Origin of the sequence: Paenibacillus sp. FSL R10-2771, assembly GCF_038000205.1 — a bacterium.
Lineage (GTDB): Bacteria > Bacillota > Bacilli > Paenibacillales > Paenibacillaceae > Paenibacillus_AQ > Paenibacillus_AQ phytohabitans.
The window spans coordinates 2,672,683-2,693,527 of the sequence record NZ_JBBOBM010000001.1; the positions used below are offsets into that span (position 1 = coordinate 2,672,683).

18 protein-coding genes are annotated in these 20,845 nt (G+C 51.8%); 10 read left to right on the forward strand and 8 right to left on the reverse strand.

What is annotated here, in order from left to right:
- Nucleotides 1–62 precede the first annotated feature (62 nt).
- Together NSU14_RS11555 and NSU14_RS11560 are read left to right on the forward strand one after the other, a co-directional pair.
- A complete protein-coding gene (locus tag NSU14_RS11555) occupies nt 63–959 on the forward strand; it encodes a LysR family transcriptional regulator (protein ID WP_076246895.1) in 897 nt (298 codons plus the stop codon).
- Between the two features lie 60 nt (nt 960–1,019).
- Nucleotides 1,020–1,706, forward strand: coding sequence for an MBL fold metallo-hydrolase (locus NSU14_RS11560; protein ID WP_340944839.1), 687 nt, complete (start codon nt 1,020–1,022; stop codon nt 1,704–1,706).
- 1 nt (nt 1,707) lies between these two features.
- Here NSU14_RS11560 and NSU14_RS11565 read toward each other — a convergent pair whose 3' ends face one another.
- Nucleotides 1,708–2,160, reverse strand: coding sequence for an AraC family transcriptional regulator (locus tag NSU14_RS11565; protein WP_336099931.1), 453 nt, complete (start codon nt 2,158–2,160; stop codon nt 1,708–1,710).
- 224 nt (nt 2,161–2,384) lie between these two features.
- Here NSU14_RS11565 and htpG point away from each other — a divergent pair, with 224 nt between their 5' ends.
- A complete protein-coding gene (htpG, locus tag NSU14_RS11570; RefSeq protein WP_042138064.1) occupies nt 2,385–4,268 on the forward strand; it encodes a molecular chaperone HtpG in 1,884 nt (627 codons plus the stop codon).
- Nucleotides 4,269–4,350: 82 nt separating this feature from the next.
- On the opposite strand, the gene NSU14_RS11575 is transcribed toward htpG, so the two are convergent.
- Nucleotides 4,351–4,857, reverse strand: a complete 507-nt coding sequence (locus NSU14_RS11575) for a hypothetical protein (RefSeq protein ID WP_042138062.1) — start codon at nt 4,855–4,857, stop codon at nt 4,351–4,353.
- Between the two features lie 404 nt (nt 4,858–5,261).
- A complete protein-coding gene (locus tag NSU14_RS11580) occupies nt 5,262–6,131 on the reverse strand; it encodes a LysR family transcriptional regulator (RefSeq protein ID WP_042138060.1) in 870 nt (289 codons plus the stop codon).
- A 170-nt stretch (nt 6,132–6,301) separates the two neighbouring features.
- On the opposite strand from NSU14_RS11580, the gene NSU14_RS11585 reads away from it, so the two are divergent.
- The 3 genes from NSU14_RS11585 to NSU14_RS11595 all read left to right on the forward strand — a co-directional run bounded on the left by NSU14_RS11585 (nt 6,302) and on the right by NSU14_RS11595 (nt 10,875).
- The gene (locus NSU14_RS11585) at nt 6,302–8,041 is read left to right on the forward strand and encodes an ABC transporter ATP-binding protein (protein WP_042138058.1); all 1,740 of its coding nucleotides are present in this window, start codon (nt 6,302–6,304) and stop codon (nt 8,039–8,041) included.
- On the forward strand, nt 8,038–9,777 hold the full coding sequence (locus NSU14_RS11590) for an ABC transporter ATP-binding protein (RefSeq protein ID WP_340944851.1): 1,740 nt from the start codon (nt 8,038–8,040) through the stop codon (nt 9,775–9,777). Before NSU14_RS11585 ends, NSU14_RS11590 begins: the two co-directional genes overlap by 4 nt.
- Before the next feature lie 522 nt (nt 9,778–10,299).
- The gene (locus NSU14_RS11595) at nt 10,300–10,875 is read left to right on the forward strand and encodes a histidine phosphatase family protein (protein WP_340944854.1); all 576 of its coding nucleotides are present in this window, start codon (nt 10,300–10,302) and stop codon (nt 10,873–10,875) included.
- Nucleotides 10,876–11,024: 149 nt separating this feature from the next.
- On the opposite strand, the gene NSU14_RS11600 is transcribed toward NSU14_RS11595, so the two are convergent.
- Nucleotides 11,025–11,891, reverse strand: coding sequence for an AraC family transcriptional regulator (locus NSU14_RS11600; RefSeq protein ID WP_081970044.1), 867 nt, complete (start codon nt 11,889–11,891; stop codon nt 11,025–11,027).
- Nucleotides 11,892–12,079: 188 nt separating this feature from the next.
- On the opposite strand from NSU14_RS11600, the gene NSU14_RS11605 reads away from it, so the two are divergent.
- The gene (locus tag NSU14_RS11605) at nt 12,080–14,158 is read left to right on the forward strand and encodes a beta-galactosidase (protein ID WP_340944857.1); all 2,079 of its coding nucleotides are present in this window, start codon (nt 12,080–12,082) and stop codon (nt 14,156–14,158) included.
- Nucleotides 14,159–14,362: 204 nt separating this feature from the next.
- Here NSU14_RS11605 and NSU14_RS11610 read toward each other — a convergent pair whose 3' ends face one another.
- Nucleotides 14,363–14,992: an NUDIX hydrolase gene (locus tag NSU14_RS11610; protein ID WP_340944861.1), complete on the reverse strand. Its 630-nt coding sequence runs from the start codon at nt 14,990–14,992 to the stop codon at nt 14,363–14,365.
- 152 nt (nt 14,993–15,144) lie between these two features.
- Between NSU14_RS11610 and NSU14_RS11615 the strand changes: the two genes are divergently transcribed.
- Together NSU14_RS11615 and NSU14_RS11620 are read left to right on the forward strand one after the other, a co-directional pair.
- The gene (locus NSU14_RS11615; protein ID WP_042138049.1) at nt 15,145–15,570 is read left to right on the forward strand and encodes a hypothetical protein; all 426 of its coding nucleotides are present in this window, start codon (nt 15,145–15,147) and stop codon (nt 15,568–15,570) included.
- Complete coding sequence (locus NSU14_RS11620) at nt 15,570–16,088, forward strand: hypothetical protein (protein WP_340944866.1); 519 nt, start codon at nt 15,570–15,572, stop codon at nt 16,086–16,088. Before NSU14_RS11615 ends, NSU14_RS11620 begins: the two co-directional genes overlap by 1 nt.
- Before the next feature lie 212 nt (nt 16,089–16,300).
- Here NSU14_RS11620 and kduD read toward each other — a convergent pair whose 3' ends face one another.
- The 3 genes from kduD to kduI form a co-directional block, all read right to left on the reverse strand.
- On the reverse strand, nt 16,301–17,056 hold the full coding sequence (kduD, locus tag NSU14_RS11625) for a 2-dehydro-3-deoxy-D-gluconate 5-dehydrogenase KduD (protein ID WP_042138045.1): 756 nt from the start codon (nt 17,054–17,056) through the stop codon (nt 16,301–16,303).
- Nucleotides 17,057–17,122: 66 nt separating this feature from the next.
- Nucleotides 17,123–17,878, reverse strand: a complete 756-nt coding sequence (locus tag NSU14_RS11630; protein WP_039294698.1) for a DeoR/GlpR family DNA-binding transcription regulator — start codon at nt 17,876–17,878, stop codon at nt 17,123–17,125.
- 34 nt (nt 17,879–17,912) lie between these two features.
- Nucleotides 17,913–18,746, reverse strand: a complete 834-nt coding sequence (kduI, locus tag NSU14_RS11635; RefSeq protein WP_039294695.1) for a 5-dehydro-4-deoxy-D-glucuronate isomerase — start codon at nt 18,744–18,746, stop codon at nt 17,913–17,915.
- A 297-nt stretch (nt 18,747–19,043) separates the two neighbouring features.
- Between kduI and NSU14_RS11640 the strand changes: the two genes are divergently transcribed.
- Nucleotides 19,044–20,717 carry a hypothetical protein gene (locus NSU14_RS11640; RefSeq protein WP_076246870.1) on the forward strand — a complete coding sequence of 558 codons (1,674 nt, stop codon included), beginning with the start codon at nt 19,044–19,046 and terminating at the stop codon, nt 20,715–20,717.
- Nucleotides 20,718–20,845: the final 128 nt, after the last annotated feature.

Genomic DNA, 20,845 nt, shown 5'->3' on the forward strand with positions numbered 1-20,845 from the left:
CATCGTCGTTAGCTATAATAAATGATGTAGGTTATCAATAATATTGATGTTAGGGTGATGATATGGACTTAACCTATATGCGGACCTTCCGCGAGGTCGCGAAGCGGCAGAGCTTCACCCGTGCGGCTGAAGAACTGGGCTATGCCCAGTCCAGTGTAACGATGCAGATTCAGAAGATCGAGAAGGAATACGGCGTACCGCTGATCGAACGGCATGGCCGGGCCTTGCGCCTGACTCCTCCGGGGGAAGAGCTGCTGAAGCTGTTCGTGGAGATTCTAGATCTGTACGACCGCTCCAAAGAAACGATCGCCCAGCAGATTGGCGGGACGCTGACGATCGGGACGATTGATTCACTTGCCGCCTTTTATTTGCCACCGTTCCTGCAGCAGCTGCGGACCATGTTCCCCGGACTGAACATTCATCTGCAAACGGAGCAGGAGGCCAATCTGGTCTCCAAAATCAGGGACGGCGAGGTCGATATCGGCCTCCTCCTGGACCGCAGCACAGCGGATACCCTGCTTGAGCGTACAATCATCCGGGAGGAGCCGCTCGTCCTCGTGGCCCCTGCCAGTCATCCGCTGGCAAGCGTGGCGCAGGTGACGCTGCAGGACCTCAACAACTGCGAGCTGATCGTCTCCGAGGAGAGCTGTATCTACCGCAGTTTGTTCGAGAACCTGCTCCGGGAGCACGGGATTGTGTTCCGGATCGGTTTTGAGCTGTCGAATCTGGAAGCGATCAAGCGTTGTGTACGCAACGGCCTGGGCATCGCGCTGCTGCCGAGAATTGTGGCTGAGGAGGAGATCGAGCGGGGGAATCTCGCCGAGCTGTCTTTTGCCCATCCGGAGATTCATTTCGATCTGCAGCTCCTGCTCCATCCGAAGAAGTGGAAGTCGCTGCCGCTCCAGTCACTGATCCAGATGCTGCGGGAGGATGCGAAGGCTAAAGCCGCTATACTGTGAAGGTGGAAGCCTGAGTAAGCGCAGTATGCAATGTTCTAATAGAGACACGCGGAGGATCATATGGACATTATTGAGCTACCTATTCAGTTTGAGTATGAAGGACAGCCTTATTACATTTATCCGAGCCTCATTGTATCCGGGGAAGAGTTAACCCTGGTCGATACCGGTTATCCAACTTTCATGCCTTTGATAGAGAAGAAGATCCTGGAGCTGGGATACGACCCCCTGAATTTGAAAAATATCATTATCACCCATTACGACGATGACCATATCGGCGCCTTGTACGAGTTCGTGGAGAAATACCCGTCAGTTACGGTCATGGCGAGCGAAGTGGAGACCCCATCAATCTCAGGCTTGGTGAAATCTGAGCGTCTGGTCCAAGCAGAAGCTCTGCTAGTGGAGATGCCTAAAGAAGAGCAGGCGTCCGGTGAAGAGTTTGTACAGCTATTGAAGAATTTGCGGCATGTTCCGGTGAAGCAGACGGTCCGGGAGGGCCAGTGTATTCTGGATGGTAAGTGTCAGGTCCTTGCCACCCCGGGGCATACGTCTGGTCATATTTCTTTGTATTTTCCTGAGCTAAGCAGTGTTATTACAGGTGACGCGGCAGTGAGCGAGGAGAATGAACTGGCTGTCGCGAATCCGCAGTATTGTTTCGACCTGGAGAGTGCAGAGCAGTCGCTGAACCGGTTACAAGCTCTTAACGCACGATCCTATTACTGCTACCATGGCGGAAAACTCGGCTTCTAAATTAGTGCACAGGAAAACATAACTGGCAAAGATGATTGCTGATCATATCACCTGTATATCTCTCCATAACCGGCCGCTGGTAATCGAGCTGATGTCCGCTGACGTAGAGGGCGGGGAGGATCTCCGTCCATGCTTTTTGAACTGCCTCAGCCGTATGTTGTATAGTAACAACCGCATAGGTACCGCCGGGAATTTCACCGTAGTTAATAGACTTATCCGCTGGGGCATTCTCAAGCACGCTGATACAGGCATCATATCTGCAATGTTCAGGCAGGGTGGTGTCGGGGTTGTCCTGGGGAATCCCGAAGAGGATGGCTGATCCGGTAAGCAGCCGGTGTGCCCGTGCCCATTCCTTTAAGGCCCCCATAGCCTTACTGTTACCGGGACCATAGGGGCCTGTCTGGCGCACATAAGCAATGCGTGTTACAGGAAGCGTTTCGAGCTGGATTTTCATCGTTTCATTGTCCTTTCTTTCGCTGTAATGAGTACATTCCGAATGCTAACATGGACTAAAATAGAATTCATTTCTTTTTTGAGCGGACCTCTATATGCAGCAAGATATTGACATCAAAAACGAGAATATGTTATATAAAAGGTAGTGTTAGCACTCAGGTGAGTGGAGTGCTAAACGATGATCCGCAATTCGAAGGTTATTTTTGAAAGGAGATTTATTTATTCATGGCCAAAAAAGAGTTTAAAGCCGAATCCAAAAGACTGCTGGAAATGATGATTAACTCCATCTATACACAGCGGGAGATTTTTCTGCGGGAACTGATTTCGAATGCAAGCGATGCCATCGACAAAATCTATTACAAAGCACTGGCCGACGAAGGCCTGGTGTTCAATAAAGAGGATTACTACATTAAAGTGACCGCCGATAAGGCAAGCCGTACGCTGACGATTTCCGATACCGGAATCGGGATGACACAGGAAGAGCTGGAGAACAATCTGGGGATTATCGCGAACAGCGGCTCGTTTGCTTTTAAGAAGGATAATGAAGCCAAGGACGGACACAACATCATCGGACAATTCGGGGTAGGTTTCTATTCCGCATTCATGGTGGCTGACGATGTGACAGTGATCAGTAAAGCGCTGGGCAGCGACCAGGCGTTCAAGTGGGAATCCCAGGGTGCGGACGGTTACACGATTGAGCCTTGTGAGAAGGATGCGGTCGGAACCGAAATCACGCTGAAGATCAAAGAAAACACCGAAGACGATAACTACGATGAGTTCCTGGAAGAGTACCGCCTGAAGTCGATCATCAAGAAATATTCGGACTTCATCCGCTTCCCGATCAAGATGGACATTACCGGCAGACAGCCTAAAGAGGACGCCGAGAATGAATTCGTCGATGTTATTGAAGAACAGACCGTGAACAGCATGGTGCCGATCTGGCGCAAGAACAAAAACGAGCTGACCGAAGAAGACTACAACAACTTCTATGCGGAGAAACGCTACGGCTTCGACAAGCCGCTGAAGCATATCCATATCAGTGCCGACGGCGCTGTGGTCTATAACGCAATCCTGTTCATTCCGGAGAATACACCGTTCGACTACTACACCAAGGAATATGAAAAAGGCCTGGAGCTCTACTCCAACGGTGTGCTGATTATGAACAAATGCGGGGATCTGCTGCCGGACTACTTCAGCTTCGTCAAGGGGATGGTGGATTCCGAGGATCTGTCGCTGAACATCTCCCGCGAGCTGCTGCAGCATGACCGCCAGCTGACGCTGATTGCGAAGAACATTAAGAGCAAGATCAAGAGCCAGCTCCTGAGCCTGCTGAAGGATGAGCGTGAGAAATATGAGACGTTCTACAAATCTTTTGGCAGACAGCTGAAGTTCGGGGTCTACAATGACTATGGTATGGAAAAAGAAACGCTGCAGGACCTCCTGATGTTCCACTCCTCCAAGGAGAAGAAGCTGGTTACACTGGCTGAATATGTGGAAAGAATGCCGGAAGACCAGAAGTTCATCTACTATGCCTCCGGTGAATCGGTGGAACGCATCGAGAAGCTGCCGCAGACGGAAATGGTGCTGGACAAGGGTTACGAAATCCTCTACTTCACCGACGATATCGATGAATTCGCAATCAAGATGATCATGTCCTACAAAGAGAAGGAATTCAAGAACGTCTCCAGTGGTGACTTAGGGATCGAAGAAAGCGCCGAGGACAAGCCTTCTGAAGCGGAAGAGAATGAGAACAAGGGATTGTTCGAAGCGATGCAGGGCATCCTGTCCGGCAAAGTGAAGGCAGTCAAAGCATCCAAGCGGCTGAAGTCCCATCCGGTCTGCCTGTCCACCGAAGGCGAGCTGACCATCGAAATGGAGAAAATCCTCAAGGCTATGCCTAACGGCGGCCAGGATGTACAAGCGGACAAGGTGCTGGAAATCAATATTCACCATGATGTCTTCAAATCGCTGAAGGCTGCAGCCGAAGGCGACAAGGAGAAGCTGGGTCTTTACACTAATCTCCTGTATAACCAGGCGCTCTTGATCGAAGGTCTGCAGGTTAACGATCCGGTGCAGTTCACGAACGATATTTGCAAAATCATGGTCTAAACCGGCGTTCGCGCCGGCCAGAGGACCTGCGATACAAGAATACCCCGCTACTGGTGCAGACCAGTGCGGGGTGTTTTTTTATTTATTTGTAAGTAAATGAAAATAAAGTTTCACCGCTGCTGGCATCGATTACAACATTGAATTCTTTATACGTTGGCACCTTTTGCCCTCTTGCAGCATGGCCGGTACCATGAATCCCTTTGAAGGTCACGATATAAACGGGTGTGTTGTTTAGATAACCATCTGCTCTAAGGTTTGCATTCTTATTCAGCGCCTGTTCTGAGAATGCAGTCAAATATGGATAGGTTAGCAGCTGATATTCTATAATTACCTCAGGGGCTTCGGAAGCAAATTTTGGTGCACTCGTGTGCGCTAAGGAAATAGCTTGTTCCTTTGTAATTACCAAATTACTTGATGTTGGCAGATGAAGTTGAATTCCCAATGATTTCAATCGTTCTGTGTCGTGAGCAGTTATTACTCCTTCTTCCTTACTACTCAAGTCTGAAATATCTCCAGCTGCAATTCCTGAAGAGTAAAATATTACAGTGGAAATAACCGCTGTGACTAATGATCTCTTTGTGGGAAGCATTAGCTTCACTCCTCCGGATTGATTAGTTTTAAATAAGCGGAACTTAAAACTATCACTTATACAATCCTGCCCAAAATACAACAATTCCACTATAATCCCGGATATAATTCAAGATTGTTGTATAAAAGGCAGCATTTATGCTCCACCGGGCGGATTAGCGGGACAATTCTTGTATTTCTTACAACAATCTGTCAGAACACCTAGGTATCCAGGTAGCCAAGTTGTAAGATGTACAACATTTAGTCGATGCGGTGTGAAACGTCAGAATCCGGATTCTGCCAGCGGGATACAGGGTGCAGGCGGCCTGAAGGACAGGATGAAGGAAGCAGAAATTGGACATCCTCCAGAATGTCCGGGCCGGATAACTGCACTGCTGCCGCGAGCGGGAATGTTATGTTCAGGGTTCAGCGTGCCCGGAAAGTCTCGATAAACTTGGTAGCCAGCGACGACAAATACTTGTCCTTGATCCAGACGGCGGCTACACGGGTATGCAGCGCTTCACACCGGATCTCCTTAAAGATCAGATTGCTGTGATTCGCCAGCTCAAAAGCAGATTTGGGAATAATTCCGATGCCAAGTCCGGCGTTGGCCCAGAGCAGGGTGGTCCGCGCATCATCGTTCATGCAGAAAATTTGCGGTTCGAAGCCATGCTCCAGACAGGTCTCCCGTATGAGCTGTTCGAAACGGCGGTAGATAATAAGCGGCTTATGCTGAAGCTCTCCGAGTGAAATAGCTGCTTCGCTTGAATTCCAGTCATAATCGGGGGTCATAACGGCAATCATCGGCTCCGAATTGAGATACAGACATTCCAGATTGCTGGAATTAAAAGGGGTGCGGATAATGCCGATTTCGACGATGCCTTTGTTCAGCAGATCGATGATCATAAATGTATTACCTTCATGGATTTCAAAAGTAACGCCCAGATAGTTCTTGTGGAATTCGCCCAGCCGGTCATGCAGCAGGGTCGCTCCGGAAGAGGAGACGGTGCCGATCGAGAGACTGCCCTTCAGTCCTTTGGCAAAATCATTGATTTCTCTCGTGGTCGAATCCGTTAATTCAAGAATTTGCTGAGCCCGGTTACGCAAAATAATCCCCGCATCGGTTAGCTGGATGCTGCGCGGACCGCGTTCAACCAGCTTGACCCCTAGCTCCTCCTCCAGCAGCTTAAGCTGCTGGCTGAGCGGCGGCTGGGCCATTTGCAGCTTCCTGGCGGCTGAGGTGATTTGACCTTCCTCGGCAATCGCCAGGAAATATTTCAATTGGCGGATATCCATGTTATTACAGCCTCCCGTTCCGCGTCTTCAATCAAATGCCATATGAAATTCATATGGAAAAGATACGAAACCAATATTATTAATATGTAAGCAGGTATGACATAATCATAACGGGTCTTTTGATTTTTTCAAGAGTGAATACATACTACGTAGGTTAGGTGAGGATTACTGTGTTCAAAATTGCTGTTTTTCTAAAGCCTTACAGGAAAGAAGTGATCATCGGGCCGATCTTCAAGCTGCTGGAGGCGATTCTGGAGCTGCTGCTGCCGACGATTGTGGCCCTGATTATCAACAACGGGATTGGCAGGCAGGACAGTGCCTATGTCTACCGTATGGGCTCCCTGATGGTGCTGATGGCCATCCTCGGCTTCGGCTGCTCCATGATTTGCCAGTATTACGCAGCCAGGGCATCACAGGGCTTCGGCACATCGCTGCGCAACAAAATGTTTAAGCATATTTCATCATTATCCTACGCAGAGCTTGATATTATCGGCACGCCATCGCTGATCAACCGGATCACGAATGATGTCAATCAGCTCCAGCTGGCCGTAGCCATGCTGATCCGGCTGGTTATCCGTGCGCCGTTCATCTGCATCGGGGCGATCATCATGTCGATGATTCTGGATTTCCGGCTGTCGCTGATCCTGATTGCGGCTACTCCGGTATTCGGAGTCATTCTGTATTTCATCATTACGCGCAGCTCACCGCTTTACCGCAAATATCAGGCCAAGCTGGACCGTCTGGCGCTGGTGCTTAGCGAGAATCTGTCCGGTATCCGGGTCATCCGCGCTTTTGCCGAGAGCCGCCGGGAGAAGCAGCGCTTCAATGAAGCTTCGGAGGATTTGACGCAGACCGCAATCCGGGTCGGACGGATATCCGCCTGGCTGGGCCCGATGACCACGCTGGTGGTTAATGCGGCGATTATCGCCATTCTGTGGGCAGGCGGCATTCATATCGATGCCGGACGGCTGTCACAGGGAGAGATTATTGCATTCATCAACTATGTGACCCAGATCCTGCTGGCGCTGATTGTGGTATCCAATCTCGTTATTCTATTCACCAAAGCTTCGTCATCTGCCAACCGTGTCAACGAGGTACTGGCAATGACGGCATCGGTTGCCGAGGTTGCGGCAGATGCGCCGCCGGCTAAGCGTGATGATTCAGCGCCGGTGATCTCCTTCCGCAATGTTTCGTTCGGGTATAACACAACCGGTGAGCTTGCGCTGCAGAATATCACGGTCGACATTCACCGGGGAGAGACGGTCGGACTAATCGGCAGTACCGGCTCCGGTAAATCGACCTTCGTTAACCTCATTCCGCGGTTCTATGATGCAGTAGAGGGTGAAATTCTCGTCGAAGGTGTGAATGTGCGGCAATACCGGCTGGAGCAGCTGCGGAGCAGAATTGGCATTGTGCCGCAGAAGGCCATGCTGTTCACAGGATCAATTGCCGATAACATCCGCTGGGGCAAGGCCTCAGCAACCCGTGAAGAGATTATGTCTGCAGCAGCGGTAGCCCAGGCGGAAGAGTTCATTGCCAAGCTGCCGGAGGGACTGGATACCCTTGTCGCACGCGGAGGACATAATTTGTCCGGAGGACAGAAGCAGCGGCTGACGATTGCCCGGGCGGTTGTAGGGCGTCCGCCTGTACTCATTCTGGATGATTCCTCCAGTGCGCTGGATTTTGCCACGGATGCAGCTTTGCGCCGTGCACTGAACAAGAACAGCGGAGATATGACAGTTCTGCTTGTATCCCAGCGGGTGAGTACCGTAAGACAGGCGGATCAGATTATTGTCTTCGATGAAGGGCGGATTGCCGGTATCGGCAGCCATGAAGAATTGCTGGAGAGCTGCGGGGTCTATCAGGAAATCTGCATGTCCCAGCTCTCAAGCGAGGAGGCCGTACAATGAACAGTACAAAGACCTGGAAACGGCTGTTTAGATATACAAGCCAATACCGGAAGATAACCATAGGGGCAGTCATCTGCGCCATTCTGAGTGTGATTGCCAGCCTGATCGGACCGCTGTTGATCGGACGCGCGGTTGACCATATGATCGGGCCCGATCAGGTGGACTTCCCGGAGATTTTCCGCCTGCTGCTGATCCTGGGAGCCGTATATCTGGTTGGCAGCTTCTTCGGCTGGCTGCTCACTTACTATACGAACAAGCTGGCATACCGGACAGTCTACGATCTCCGCCGCGAGCTGTTTGACAAGCTGGACGCGCTGCCGCTGAAATTTCATGATAATCATCCGCAAGGTGACAGCATCAGCAGGTTCGTGAACGATATGGATGCTGTCTCTGACGGGCTTCTGCAGGGCTTCTCCACGCTGCTGACGGGGATCGTGACCATTGCCGGGGCTATCGGGCTAATGCTCTATATCAGCCCTGTGATGACGCTGGTGGTGCTGCTGTCTGCACCGGCGACCTTCTTCGTCGCCCGCTTCATTACAATACGTTCCCAGCAGATGTTCCGGGAGCAGGCCAAAATCCTCGGCGGGCTGAACGGTTATGTGGAGGAACTTGTCGGCGGACAAAAGGTAGTGCAGGCCTATCACTACGAGGACCGTTCTTTTGCAGGCTTCGCGGAGCGGAATAATGAGCTGTACAAGACTGGGATCAAATCACAATTCTACGGCTCCCTCTCTAATCCGACTACACGTCTGGTGAACAACATCACCTTCTCGGTGATCGCGATGATCGGCAGTGCGCTTGTGATCGGGGGACATTTTTCCGTCGGGGATTTGTCCAGCTTCCTGATCTATTCGAATCTGTTCGCGAAGCCGTTCAATGAGATTACCGGGGTCATTACCCAGCTGCAGTCGGCGACGGCATCGGCGCAGCGTATTTTCAATATTCTGGATCTGCCTCTGGAGACTCAGGATGCTCCGGGTGCTGTAGTGATGAAGGGAAGTCAGGGTACGATTACCTTCGACAAGGTAAGCTTTGCCTATACCCCGGAACGGCCGCTGATCCGGAACTTCAGTCTGGAGGTGAAGCCGGGTACACGCGTGGCGATTGTCGGCCAGACCGGAGCGGGGAAGACCACACTGGTCAACCTGCTGATGCGCTTCTATGAAGTCGACAGCGGCACCATCCGGATTGACGGTACGGACATTACTTCGATTACCCGGGACAGTCTGCGGCGTAACTTCGGGATGGTGCTGCAGGACACCTGGTTATATGGGGGCTCCATCCGCGACAATATCGCTTACGGCAAGCCGGAAGCGTCGGAGGCTGAAGTCATTGCCGCTGCCAAAGCTGCGAATGCACACAGCTTCATCAAACGTCTGCCCGAGGGCTATAATACGAAAATAAGCGGCTCGGGAGATAATCTCTCCCAGGGCCAGAAGCAGCTGCTTACCATCGCCCGTGTGATGCTCGTCGATCCGCCGATGCTTATTCTGGATGAGGCCACGAGCAGTATTGATACGCTGACGGAGGTGCGGATTCAGAAGGCTTTTCTGGCGATGATCTCCGGCCGTACCAGCTTCGTGATTGCCCACCGGCTGTCTACGATCCGTGAGTCGGACCTGATTCTGTTCATGAAGGACGGCGACATTGTCGAGAGCGGTACGCATGAGGAGCTGGTGAGGAGCGGTGGATATTACGCCCGCTTGTATAATAGCCAGTTTATGGCGGTTTAGATAGGGTAAATGCAGAAAGACAGCTGCGGTCAGGACTTCTTAGGAGGAGGCTGGCTTGCGGCTGTCTTTTTTTGCAGCGGGATAAGCTGAACTTAGGAGATTTACATAAGAATCAGCTGTGACTTTGGTGATCTTTGGGCTTTAGGTTACTTAGGGGTGCTACTGTTGCCATAATTCACCGGTTAACTCGCTGGTAGTGGTGGAGATCCGGCGAACCGGTGACTTTTGGATAATCCTGCACATAATACAACATTTTCCTCATTATTTCGGCCCAAATCGGAAATTGTTGTATAAAAAGCAGGATTTCCCGACCTCCAAGCGGCTGAGCGGGACAATTCTTGTATTTCGTACAACAATTCGCTTGAACACCCGGTTATTATGGGATTAAAGTTGTAATTCGTACAACAATAGTGCCCCATGCAAAAGTGAGTAAGTAGCTCAATCCGCTGTGCCACAGCTAACGAGAGATTTCGGTGATAAATTGCAGTAATCAATAGACGATAACGATGGAGGTTCATTCGAATGGCAACAATCGGTTTAATCAGGCATGGGATTACAGAGTGGAATATCGCAGGAAGGGCTCAGGGACTGGCGGATATCCCGCTTAACAGGGAAGGCAGGGAACAGGCGGTTAAACTTGCCGGACGGCTGCGTAAGGAGCGGTGGGACATCATGATTTCCAGCCACTTGTGCCGGGCCAGGGAGACTGCAGAGATTATTGCTGCTGCCTCAGGGATTGAGGAGCACCTGATTGACGAACGGATATGTGAAATGGATTGCGGACAGCTGGAAGGGCTGAATGAGGCAGAATGGCTCGGAAGATGGGGGCAGGACTGGCGGAGCCTGGAGCTCGGGATGGAGACGGCAGAGGATGTATCACGCAGAGGCGCGCTTGTTCTGGAGGAGCTGTATAACCGCTATGGTAACAAAAAAATACTGGTTGTCAGCCACGGTGCCTTAATCGGCTTGACGCTCCAGCACCTGCTGCCGCAAGTGTTCACCACCACCTACATAGATAATGCTTCGCTAACCCTGCTCACCAAAACCAATAATAACTGGGATTGCCAGCTGTACAACTGTGTGGAGCATTTGGTTTAAGTATTTGCGGGCTGAACTCGTCCGTGAAAATAACCCCATCCCCCCAAGCACACCTTCGGGTCACAGTTGAGCTGACTATTTTTCATATGTTTGGGGGTTCTGGACGTCTTATGCAGTTTGGCGTAACGGATGGAGCACGGATACGTTGCTCACTCTGCACTCCCATGCAACCGGCTCCGCATCACCCCCGGAGTCACCCCGTGCGCCTTGCGGAAGACGCGGATGAAATAATTGGTGTCCATCCCAAGGTTGAGGGCGATATCCTGCACAGGACGCTCAGGGTCCTCGGTGATCATCTGTACGGCGCGCTGCAGCCGCAGGTTCTGCAGATATTTATGCGGAGTCACGCCGTATTCCTGCAGGAACAGACGCTGGAAATGCTGGACAGAATAACCGACGGCAGCGGCCAGATTCGTAATCAGCAGCGGCTCCGTGAAATGCTCGTTGATCAGGCTGACGGCCTTATTCAGAGCTTCGTTGCGTACATTTTCGTTCTCCAGGCGGGTCGCCGTACCGGCGGAGCATTCGCTCCTGCGCAGCATCAGCAGCAGCCTATAGAGGGTTACCGACAGATCCTGCATCGACTGCTCCTCCTGGCGGCCGGTGCTGTTTCCGTTTACCGTATGCCAGATTCCGCCGATCATATCCCAGCAATCCTCGAACCGTTCAGGATGAAACAGTGCAGACGGCAGCAGGCCGAGCCCCTCCAGCACAGATGCTGACTGGCTTCCATGGAAGCCGATGAAACCTACATGCCACGGCTCATGTGACAGCGGATAATACTCGTGCCCGCGGTCGGGTGGAAAAGCATAGGCCATTCCCGGCTTCAGCACGGTCTCAGTGCCGTTCTCAAGGTCGCGGAACCGTCCGCTGCCGCTGCGGATCAGGAATATCTGATGCACCGGGAATCCGGCCGGACGCACATGGTGATACTGGATATGGCGGCCGACCGAATAAGGGTATAAGGGGAACGCATTCAGGTCGCGCGGCATTTCGATCAGGGAGAAGGGGAGCATGTAAACACCTCATATTCATTTTGTGCTATGGAAACGCTATTATTATACTACCATTGGCAACTGATTATCCTTTATTATAAATAGTATAAACGGTTACAAGCTAAAGGGATAGAGCTGACGAAGAACTTATATCAGTGAAAAGTCCCATTCTAACATCGAACCCTATACGAGAGGATGAATGTAATAATATGAACAGCAAAGTTCCTGCAATCAGCAGCAAGGCTCCTGTAATGCTGCATGGTGCCGACTATAATCCCGAGCAATGGCTGAAATACCCTGAGGTGCTGAAAGAAGATATCCGGATGATGAAGCTGGCAGGCTGCAATGTAATGTCCGTGGGGATTTTCTCCTGGGTATCGCTGGAGCGTGAAGAAGGAGTATTCACCTTCGATTGGCTCGATCAGCTGCTGGATACTTTTAAGGATAATGGAATTTATGCCTTCCTGGCTACGCCAAGCGGAGCACGTCCGGCCTGGATGTCGGAGAAATATCCTGAGGTATTGCGGGTAGAACGTAACCGGGTGCGCAATCTGCACGGGGTCCGCCATAATCACTGCTTCACTTCACCGGTCTACCGTGAAAAAACCGCGCTGATGAACTCCAAGCTGGCTGAGCGTTACGCTCATCACCCGGCAGTTATCGGCTGGCATATCTCGAATGAATTCGGCGGCGAATGCCACTGTGATTACTGTCAGAATGCCTTCAGAGAGTGGCTCAAGGTTAAATATAAGGGAAGTCTGGACGAGCTGAATCATGCCTGGTGGGCCACATTCTGGAGCCATACGTACACCTCCTGGGAACAGATTGAATCCCCGGCTCCGCACGGAGAGACTCAGGTGCATGGTCTTAACCTGGACTGGCGCCGTTTCGTAAGTGACCAGACGATTAACTTCTGCCAGCATGAGATTGACTCGGTGCGCAGCTTCAATCCTGAGCTGCCGGTGACAACCAACATGCATATGATCGACGGCATTGATTATCGTAACCTGGCGAAGATCCTTGATGTGGTCTCCTGGGATGCTTATCCGGACTGGGGGTATACCGAGGACGATGATGATGCCCGGCTGGCAGCCTGGACGGCGATGCACCACGATATGTACCGCAGCTTCAAAAAGAAACCGTTCCTGCTGATGGAAAGCACACCTTCGCTCACGAACTGGCAGATTGTCAGCAAGCTGAAGCGTCCGGGTATGCACAAGCTGTCCTCCCTGCAGGCGGTAGCCCATGGTTCAGACTCCGTGCAATACTTCCAGTGGCGCAAAAGCCGCGGCTCCAGCGAGAAGTTCCACGGCGCAGTTGTCGATCACAGCGGACATGCGGAGACCCGTGTATTCAGAGATGTGGCTGAGGTTGGCCGTACGCTGGCAGGATTAACAGATGTAGTGGGTACAACCACTCCTGCCGAAACAGCCATCCTGTTCGACTGGGACAACCGCTGGGCGGTTAAGGATGCCCAGGGTATCCGCAATTCCGGGCTGAAATATGAAGAAACCGTGCTTCAGCATTACCGTGGACTGTGGGAGCTGGGGATTCCTGTGGATGTGGTCGGCTCTGGTGATGATCTGTCCGGCTACAAGCTGGTAATTGCGCCAATGCTGTACCTGATCAGTGAGGAAAACGGCAAGCGGATTGAGAAGTATGTGGAGCAGGGCGGCACATTCCTGGCTACCTATTGGTCGGGAGTCGTTGGCGAGACGGACCTGTGCCACCTGGGCGGCTTCCCTGGACCGCTGCGCAGAACCCTGGGAATCTGGGCAGAAGAGACAGAAGGACTGCACAGCCGTGATCTGAACGGCCTTGTGATGGACCCTGGCAACACCCTGAAGCTGACCGGAGACTACGATGCGCATGAAATCGCTGAGCTGATTCATCTGGAGGGTGCCGAAGCGCTGGGTCATTACCGCAGCGACTTCTACGGCGGACGTCCGGCACTGACCGTGAACAAGCTGGGGGCAGGCAAAGCCTATCATCTGGCCACACGTGTGAAGGACCCGCAGTTCTATGTGGATCTGTATGCTGCCATTGCCGGAAAAGAACGCATCAGCCGCTCCCTGAACACCGAGCTTCCTACAGGAGTAACGGCTCAGCTGCGCAGTGACGGCGAGCATGATTATGTATTTGTGCAGAATTTCAGCGGCAGCGAGCAAGTGGTAACGCTGGATGGTCAGGAGTATACGGACCTCGAATCCGGTGCTGCTGCACCTGCAGAGCTGAAGCTGCCGGTCAACGGGCTGGTTATGCTGAAACGCCAGACTGCAAAGGTATAATCTGCTGAAAATGTAAGCAATGAGTAAAAAAGGCAGGACCCGCTAAAAGTCGGGTTCTGCCTTTTTGAATGATCTGATAAGCCTCCAATTTGCAGTGAAGCAGATGCTGTTTATCTACTTAATTCCCGGGAAACCATTTGCTTACGCCTGACATTTTGCCGTGGAAGCAGCCGAGTAAGCAAATAGGTTTTTGAAATCCGGACGTCATGCCCTGCTATAAAGAGTTTCAATTCCCTCAATAACCCGCAAATAATAAGCAATCTCATGCGGGACGAGCTGTGAGAGATCAACCTGCTCATTAATTTCGGCCCGTTCACCGTCATCGGTTACCCGGAAGCCTTGCACATGTAGAGTGCTGCCAGCTCCAGCGATGAAGCTGCGGAACTCGGTGAAGCGGGCCTGGACGATCCCTGCTACCTCTTCCTGCTGCAGAGAGAAGTCACTTAGAGCATAATTGTTCTCGTAAACAAAAACATTCGCCCGCTCCCGGTCCATAAACCCGGCTGTATCCATCTGGTAGGGGATAATCCCCAAAGGCTTTAATTCGTCAAAAGCCAGCTCAAGGCCCAGCTCCTCCTGTACCTCACGGACTCCATCCTCTACCGTCTCGTCAGCCAGCAGATGTCCGGCAGCGGTGATATCGAGCAGTCCGGCATAATCTCTTTTGTGCCGGCTGCGCAGCTGGAGGTAGATCATCAGTCCATTGTCAGCCTGACGGACAAACCAGCAGTGAAAGGTCTCGTGCCAGAGACCGTGGCGGTGTACCTCATCGCGGGGAGCGGTTCCGGTTCTATTACCTTGCTCATCAAATGTAGTTAGTATCTCTTCGGTCATACAGAAGCTCCTTCACCAATTGCGTCAAAGCAGGATGCGGAATGCAGCGGGTCTTGACGATTATATTTTTTACAGCTTACCATAGATACAGAAATACAGTAATATCCAAATGAAGGTATGGTAGAGGGAAGGTACGGCACAGGAGGAGAACGATGAAATATTTGATTAAGCTAAATCTGGCCAGCATCATCTTGGCTCTGCCGGTCTTTGCAGCCATTGAGCTGATTGGAAATGCACTGAGGATTAGCCGGATCACCGGATGGGAGTACGGGAAGGTTGAGCGTACGGTCACGCTAATCAATATCGCAGGCTTTTTGCTGACCGGATTTCTGATCGTGTATGTAACCCGGCGAATACTGGACAACCTGAGAATAGCTCTGATTACGAGTCTGCTCTGGTTTGCCTATTTCAGCTTATTCGTCTACATGTTCGCTGCGCTTTTTCCCATGACAGTACACGAGGACGAGCCGGCACCGGTTACCGGACTAATCTTCATAGGGATACTTATCCTGCATTTCTTGTATTTAGCCATTGTTCAGGCATGCTCTATATTCTTGACTGTCAGGGAGGACGACTAATGCAGCCAGTACCCATGGAGCGTACTACATTCTACTCGCTAAGCGATGAACGGCTCGGCTATGCCTGCATGGAACCCACGTTCATGAAGATCCGCGCCAAATCTCCGGCGGTGAAGAATGAAGCAATCGCACAGCTTAGCAGGGGACAAAGGGCACTCTGTATGTTCCGGATTCTGTATGACCATAGCTCTAAGTCCGCAGAAGAATACTACGGGTGGCTCAGTTATCTGCTGGATCAGCCGGGATACTGGAGCGGTGTGCTGGAGGGATTGCAGTTTTTTGAAGATGCTCCACTGATTCATCTGCTGGAGGAATCGAAAGAGCTGTTCGAGGCGAGGAACCTGCGTGCAGGCACGGGCTGGGACGAAGCGGCAATTACAGATTTGGAAGCGGACCCGGAGCTGCAAGAAGCCGTAGCCACCCTATATGCACAATATCAGGAGCTTACAGCACATACTCTGCGGATCATCGCCGGTTACATTCGTGCGAATCCTGACGAGTTCATCGTGTTCCGATAAGGGCTGGGCCGGACTGAGCATACAAAGAACCCCGGTGCCTAAGAAGCATCCGGGGTTTGATGTGTTTAGCAGCTGCTCTGAACAGCCTCTGCTAAACTATGAACAATTCTGTCTATACGCGCTCAGTTTGTATATACGGCGCTTATTATCTATATAGTTGGAGCAAGCCGAATCAATTCATGGTACTGTTATTCAAAAATTCCAAGCCGGAATTATCTGGCCAGCCATCCGCCGTCTACATTAAGGATATGTCCGTTCAGGTAATCGGAAGCCGCGGATGCCAGGAATACAGCAGGGCCCTTAACATCTTCAGCAGTTCCCCAGCGTCCGGCTGGAATGCGGTCAAGGATTGAATCGGAACGGCTCTGATCCGCACGGATTGGAGCTGTGTTCTCAGTAGCCATGTATCCTGGAGCGATCGCGTTGATGTTCAGGCCGGAACCAGCCCATTCGTTAGCGAAAGCTTTAGTCAGACCTGCTACGGCATGCTTACTTGCAGTGTAGCCTGGTACGTTAATGCCGCCCTGGTAGGAGAGCATGGAGCAGATGTTGATGATTTTACCGTTGCCTCTTTCAAGGAAGTGGCGGCCGGCGATCTGGGACAGCAGGAATACAGTGTTCTGGTTGAGGTTGATAACGTCAAACCAGTCTTTTTCGCTGTGATCCTTGGCTGGAGTACGGCGGATCATACCCGCGCAGTTCACGAGGATGTCTACTTTGCCTGTGAAGGCAACAGCTTCGTCGAACATGCCCTGAAGCTTGGAATGATCGCTCAGATCAGTAGCGATGCTGAGTGCCTTGACGCCAAAAGCTTCAGCTGCTGCAACAGTTTCTTCACTTCCATTAAGGGAAGCGGAAATTACATCTGCGCCAGCTTCTGCGAAGGCAAGGGCGATCCCTTGTCCAAGACCCTGTGCGGCACCCGTTACGATTGCTGTTTTACCTGCCAAACTGAATAAAGATGACATATTATAATTCTCTCCTTTTAAGTTGCATAATTGAGTATCGCTTATAGGGCTTAAATGGTATTTAAACTACCCGCACTCGATGTTGACGCCTGCCTTGCGGAACAGCTCCACCGTCTCGGGCGCAAGCCCGCTGTCTGTAAGCAGCACATCGACTTCCTGCAGTGAAGCAAAGGTGCGCAGAGCGGTGTGCCCGAATTTGTGATGATCGCAAGCGGCGAATACCTGGCGGGCTGTGGATACCAGGGCTTGTTTGAAATCGATTAAATCTCCGGTATAGATGGACAGGCCATGCTCAATATGAACGGCTGTCGCCGAGAGAAAGGCTTTTTGAATATTAAGCTTCTGTACATAGGAGACAGCTTCAGGGCCGGCCAGCATATTGCGGACACGGTACCCTCCGGGAACGACCAGACGTATGTTGTCTTTGGGAACCAGCTCGCTGATGATATACACATCATTGGTAATGACCGTCAGGGGCATATTCTCCAGCCGCCGGGCAATCTCAAGCGTGGTGCTCCCGCCGTCGAGTGCAATGATGTCATCCTTGGCGATATGTGCCAGCGCACGCAGGGCAATCTCCGATTTCTCCTCGGAATACTTATCCAGCGGGTCTTTGGAGGGCAGAATCCCGAATTGATCGCTCTGTGCCAGCACAGCTCCGCCGTGTACACGCATGATCAGTCCTTGTTCCTCCAGCTTGCTTAAGTCCTCGCGGATTGTTTTTCCCGTTACCTGGAGCTTGTCGCTCAGCTCGTTCACTGTTACATCCTTCTGGTTCAGCATAACTTCCATTATCATCTCGTGTCGCCGTATCGGGTTCATCCGCCTGCCTCATCTTTCCGTAGTTGATTTGCTTCTATTGTAATTCTTTCATGCCTACGGGGTCCATATCGTCGTAACGTTTATTATCTCCGGCCATGCTCCAGATGAAGGTGTAGTTATGTGTACCCACGCCGCTGTGAATGGACCAGCTTGGGGAAATGACAGCCTGTTCATTGTGCATTACAATGTGGCGGGTTTCTGTAGGCTCGCCCATCAGGTGGAAGACGATAGAGTCATCCGGCAGATCGAAGTAGAAGTAAGCTTCCATCCGGCGCGGGTGAGTGTGGGATGGCATGGTGTTCCACATGCTGCCCGGTTTCAGCTGAGTCATTCCCATAACAAGCTGTGCGCTCTGCACGCCGTTCGTGTGAATGAAGCGGTGAATCGTACGTTCGTTGGAATTCTCAAGTCCGCCCATGGCTCCGGATTCGGATTCAGCCAGCGTGGTCTTGGTAGTAGGGTAGGACTGGTGAGCCGGAGCGGAATTCAGGTAGAATTTCGCCGGTTTGGCGCTATCCGCGCTTTTGAAAATAACATCTTTGGAGCCTTGGCCTACATACAGGCATTCCTTGAAGTCAACTTCATATTCAGTTCCGTCTACAACAACCGAACCTTTGCCGCCGACATTGATAATACCCAGCTCACGGCGTTCCAGGAAGTAAGTTACTCCAAGCTCCTTAAGGTCAGTTGTAAGTACAACATCCTCATTGACCGGATTAGCCCCGCCAACGATCATGCGGTCTTCATGGGTCAGGACAAGCTTCAGTTCATCCGGAGCAAAAATAACCGGAATGTGGAACTCCTTGCGCAGGCGCTCAGTGTCAAACTGCTTAACTTCATTCGGATGTGATGCAAAACGTCTTTCCATTGAATATTCAATCTCCTTAAGAAAAATGTATTTTCGTTCGTATAGGTACAATTTAATCCATTTACGTTCATTTGGCAAGAGATAATCTTTTTTAGTACGTTTATTTTAGTTTGTTTGTTAGTTTTAGAGATTGCCATCTGAACTGAAAGCGTGCACAATAGAGCTGGAAAGCAGTGAGTTCCCAGGGTGGAGTATACCTAATAGAAGAGGGATAGTTGTTCTATGTATACACACGCGGACATGACTCCCGGATTAGGGGCTCGTGATACAGAAAATATATATTGGAGGGTGAGGGAAATGGCAGACAGGCTTCAGGATCAGACTTCTTATAAAATACGCCGGCAGGAAATTATCAGTTCAATCGCACTGGAGGCGGAGCGGCGTCCGCTGCTTGCGAGCGGCCTCTGGTTCCATGATGATGTGCGGAATAACTTCTATTATGCTTCTTATTTATTTGCCGCTGCGGTAGATGATACGCTGGAGCTGCCTTTCGATAAGGAGGAAGCGAAACGGAAGGCGGAAGCTGTCATGCTGGAAACGGTCCTGCTGCAGAACCGCCAGCCCGGTACAGAACTCTATGGCCACTGGCCGCTGGGCTTGAATCCGCAGCCTAGAGAAGCGCCGCCGCATGAGCTGCCGGTGGAGATCATGGGCAGCCTGATGGTCTGGTTCTGCAAGCAATATTCGACCCAGTTTAGCGCGGGGCTGCGTATTGCCTTCCACACGGCCATCGGTCATGTGTACCGCAGCGGATTTTTCCGTAAGCCGGTAACGACGTTCGGCCACCATGAAGCGAAATATACGGCAGCCAAGCTGATCTTCGGCAACTTCTTCGAGGATGATGAGCTGCTGGAAGACGGACTGCGCAGTCTGGACATCACACTGGCGCATATCCGGGAGAAAGGGATGCCGGAGTACGGCAGCCTCCCGTGGTTCTGGCACTGGGTGCAGGCGTTCACCTGTGCCTGGGAGCTGGAGACAGACAGCGGCATTAAGCATACCCTTGGCGAGATGCTGGATTATCTCTGGAACGAGCGGAGCCAGTGGTATCTGCAGGGCGCCTGGGCAGGTGCCCATTCCAGAGGCTGGCCGCATGATGTGCCGGCTGACGGTAATGTGCTGCAAGACTATGTGCAGTTCGGAGACTTCAAGCTGCCGGCGGAGATGCCTCGCACCGAATATGCCGGTTTCCTGTTCTATGAAGCGCCGGAGCAGGTGCGTTCGAATGCACTGAACCGCGAGGCAGCGGTAGAGGTCAAGAAGCAAACCGAGAAGGTGGTTGCCGGAGATCCGGACCGCCAGCCGCCGCTCCATTCCTATGCCTACATCACAGAGGATTATGCGGCAGGCGGCATGTGGGAGCGGGTAGAGGAATTCGACAATGAGCAGCTGCGCTGGGCGTATTCGCTCCCTGTGGGTGCAGCCGAAGGCGTGAACCGGCTGTACTTCTTCCATCCGGGCCAGGGGTATAACGCGGGCGATCCGCGTCACCAAAGCCCTTATATGGAAGTCCTGTATCATAAGAACACCGTCATATCCCTGTTCCCGGTTCCCGAGGGGGAGGCCACTGCAATAGTAGGAGTGCTTCCGAAAGGGGAATGGATCAAGCAGCCTTCGGCACTGTTCGGTTATGCAGGCAATGTGTATTTTGCCGTCTACTTATCGCATGGCTATGAGCTGCTGGAACGCCCGGATTATCTCGAGGTGATCTCCGCAGGGATGCCGGGCGGAGTCGTTGTTGAAGCGCTAAGCGTCAGCCAGGCTGCGGAGCTGGGAATAAGCGGGCTTGATGAGTTTGCCGCAGCCGCCGCACAGCGGGCACCTAAGTTTGGAGCGGGAGAAATTCTGTCCGCGGAATATAGCTCTCTGATCAGCAAAGCGCATCTGCAGCTAAGCACAGACAATGGCCTGACAGAGGTAAAAGCAGAGATTAACGGCAAACCGGTTTCTTTTGACAGTTATTCTGTCTAAGCTTGTAAATAATTAATGAACCTATAGAGGACCCGGGGATGCTGAAGCGTCTGCCGGGTTCTTTTGCGCTGTCTGCAGCCAGCTTCGCTATCAAGATGGGCTGGAGCATGATATGTTAAGAATGGTAA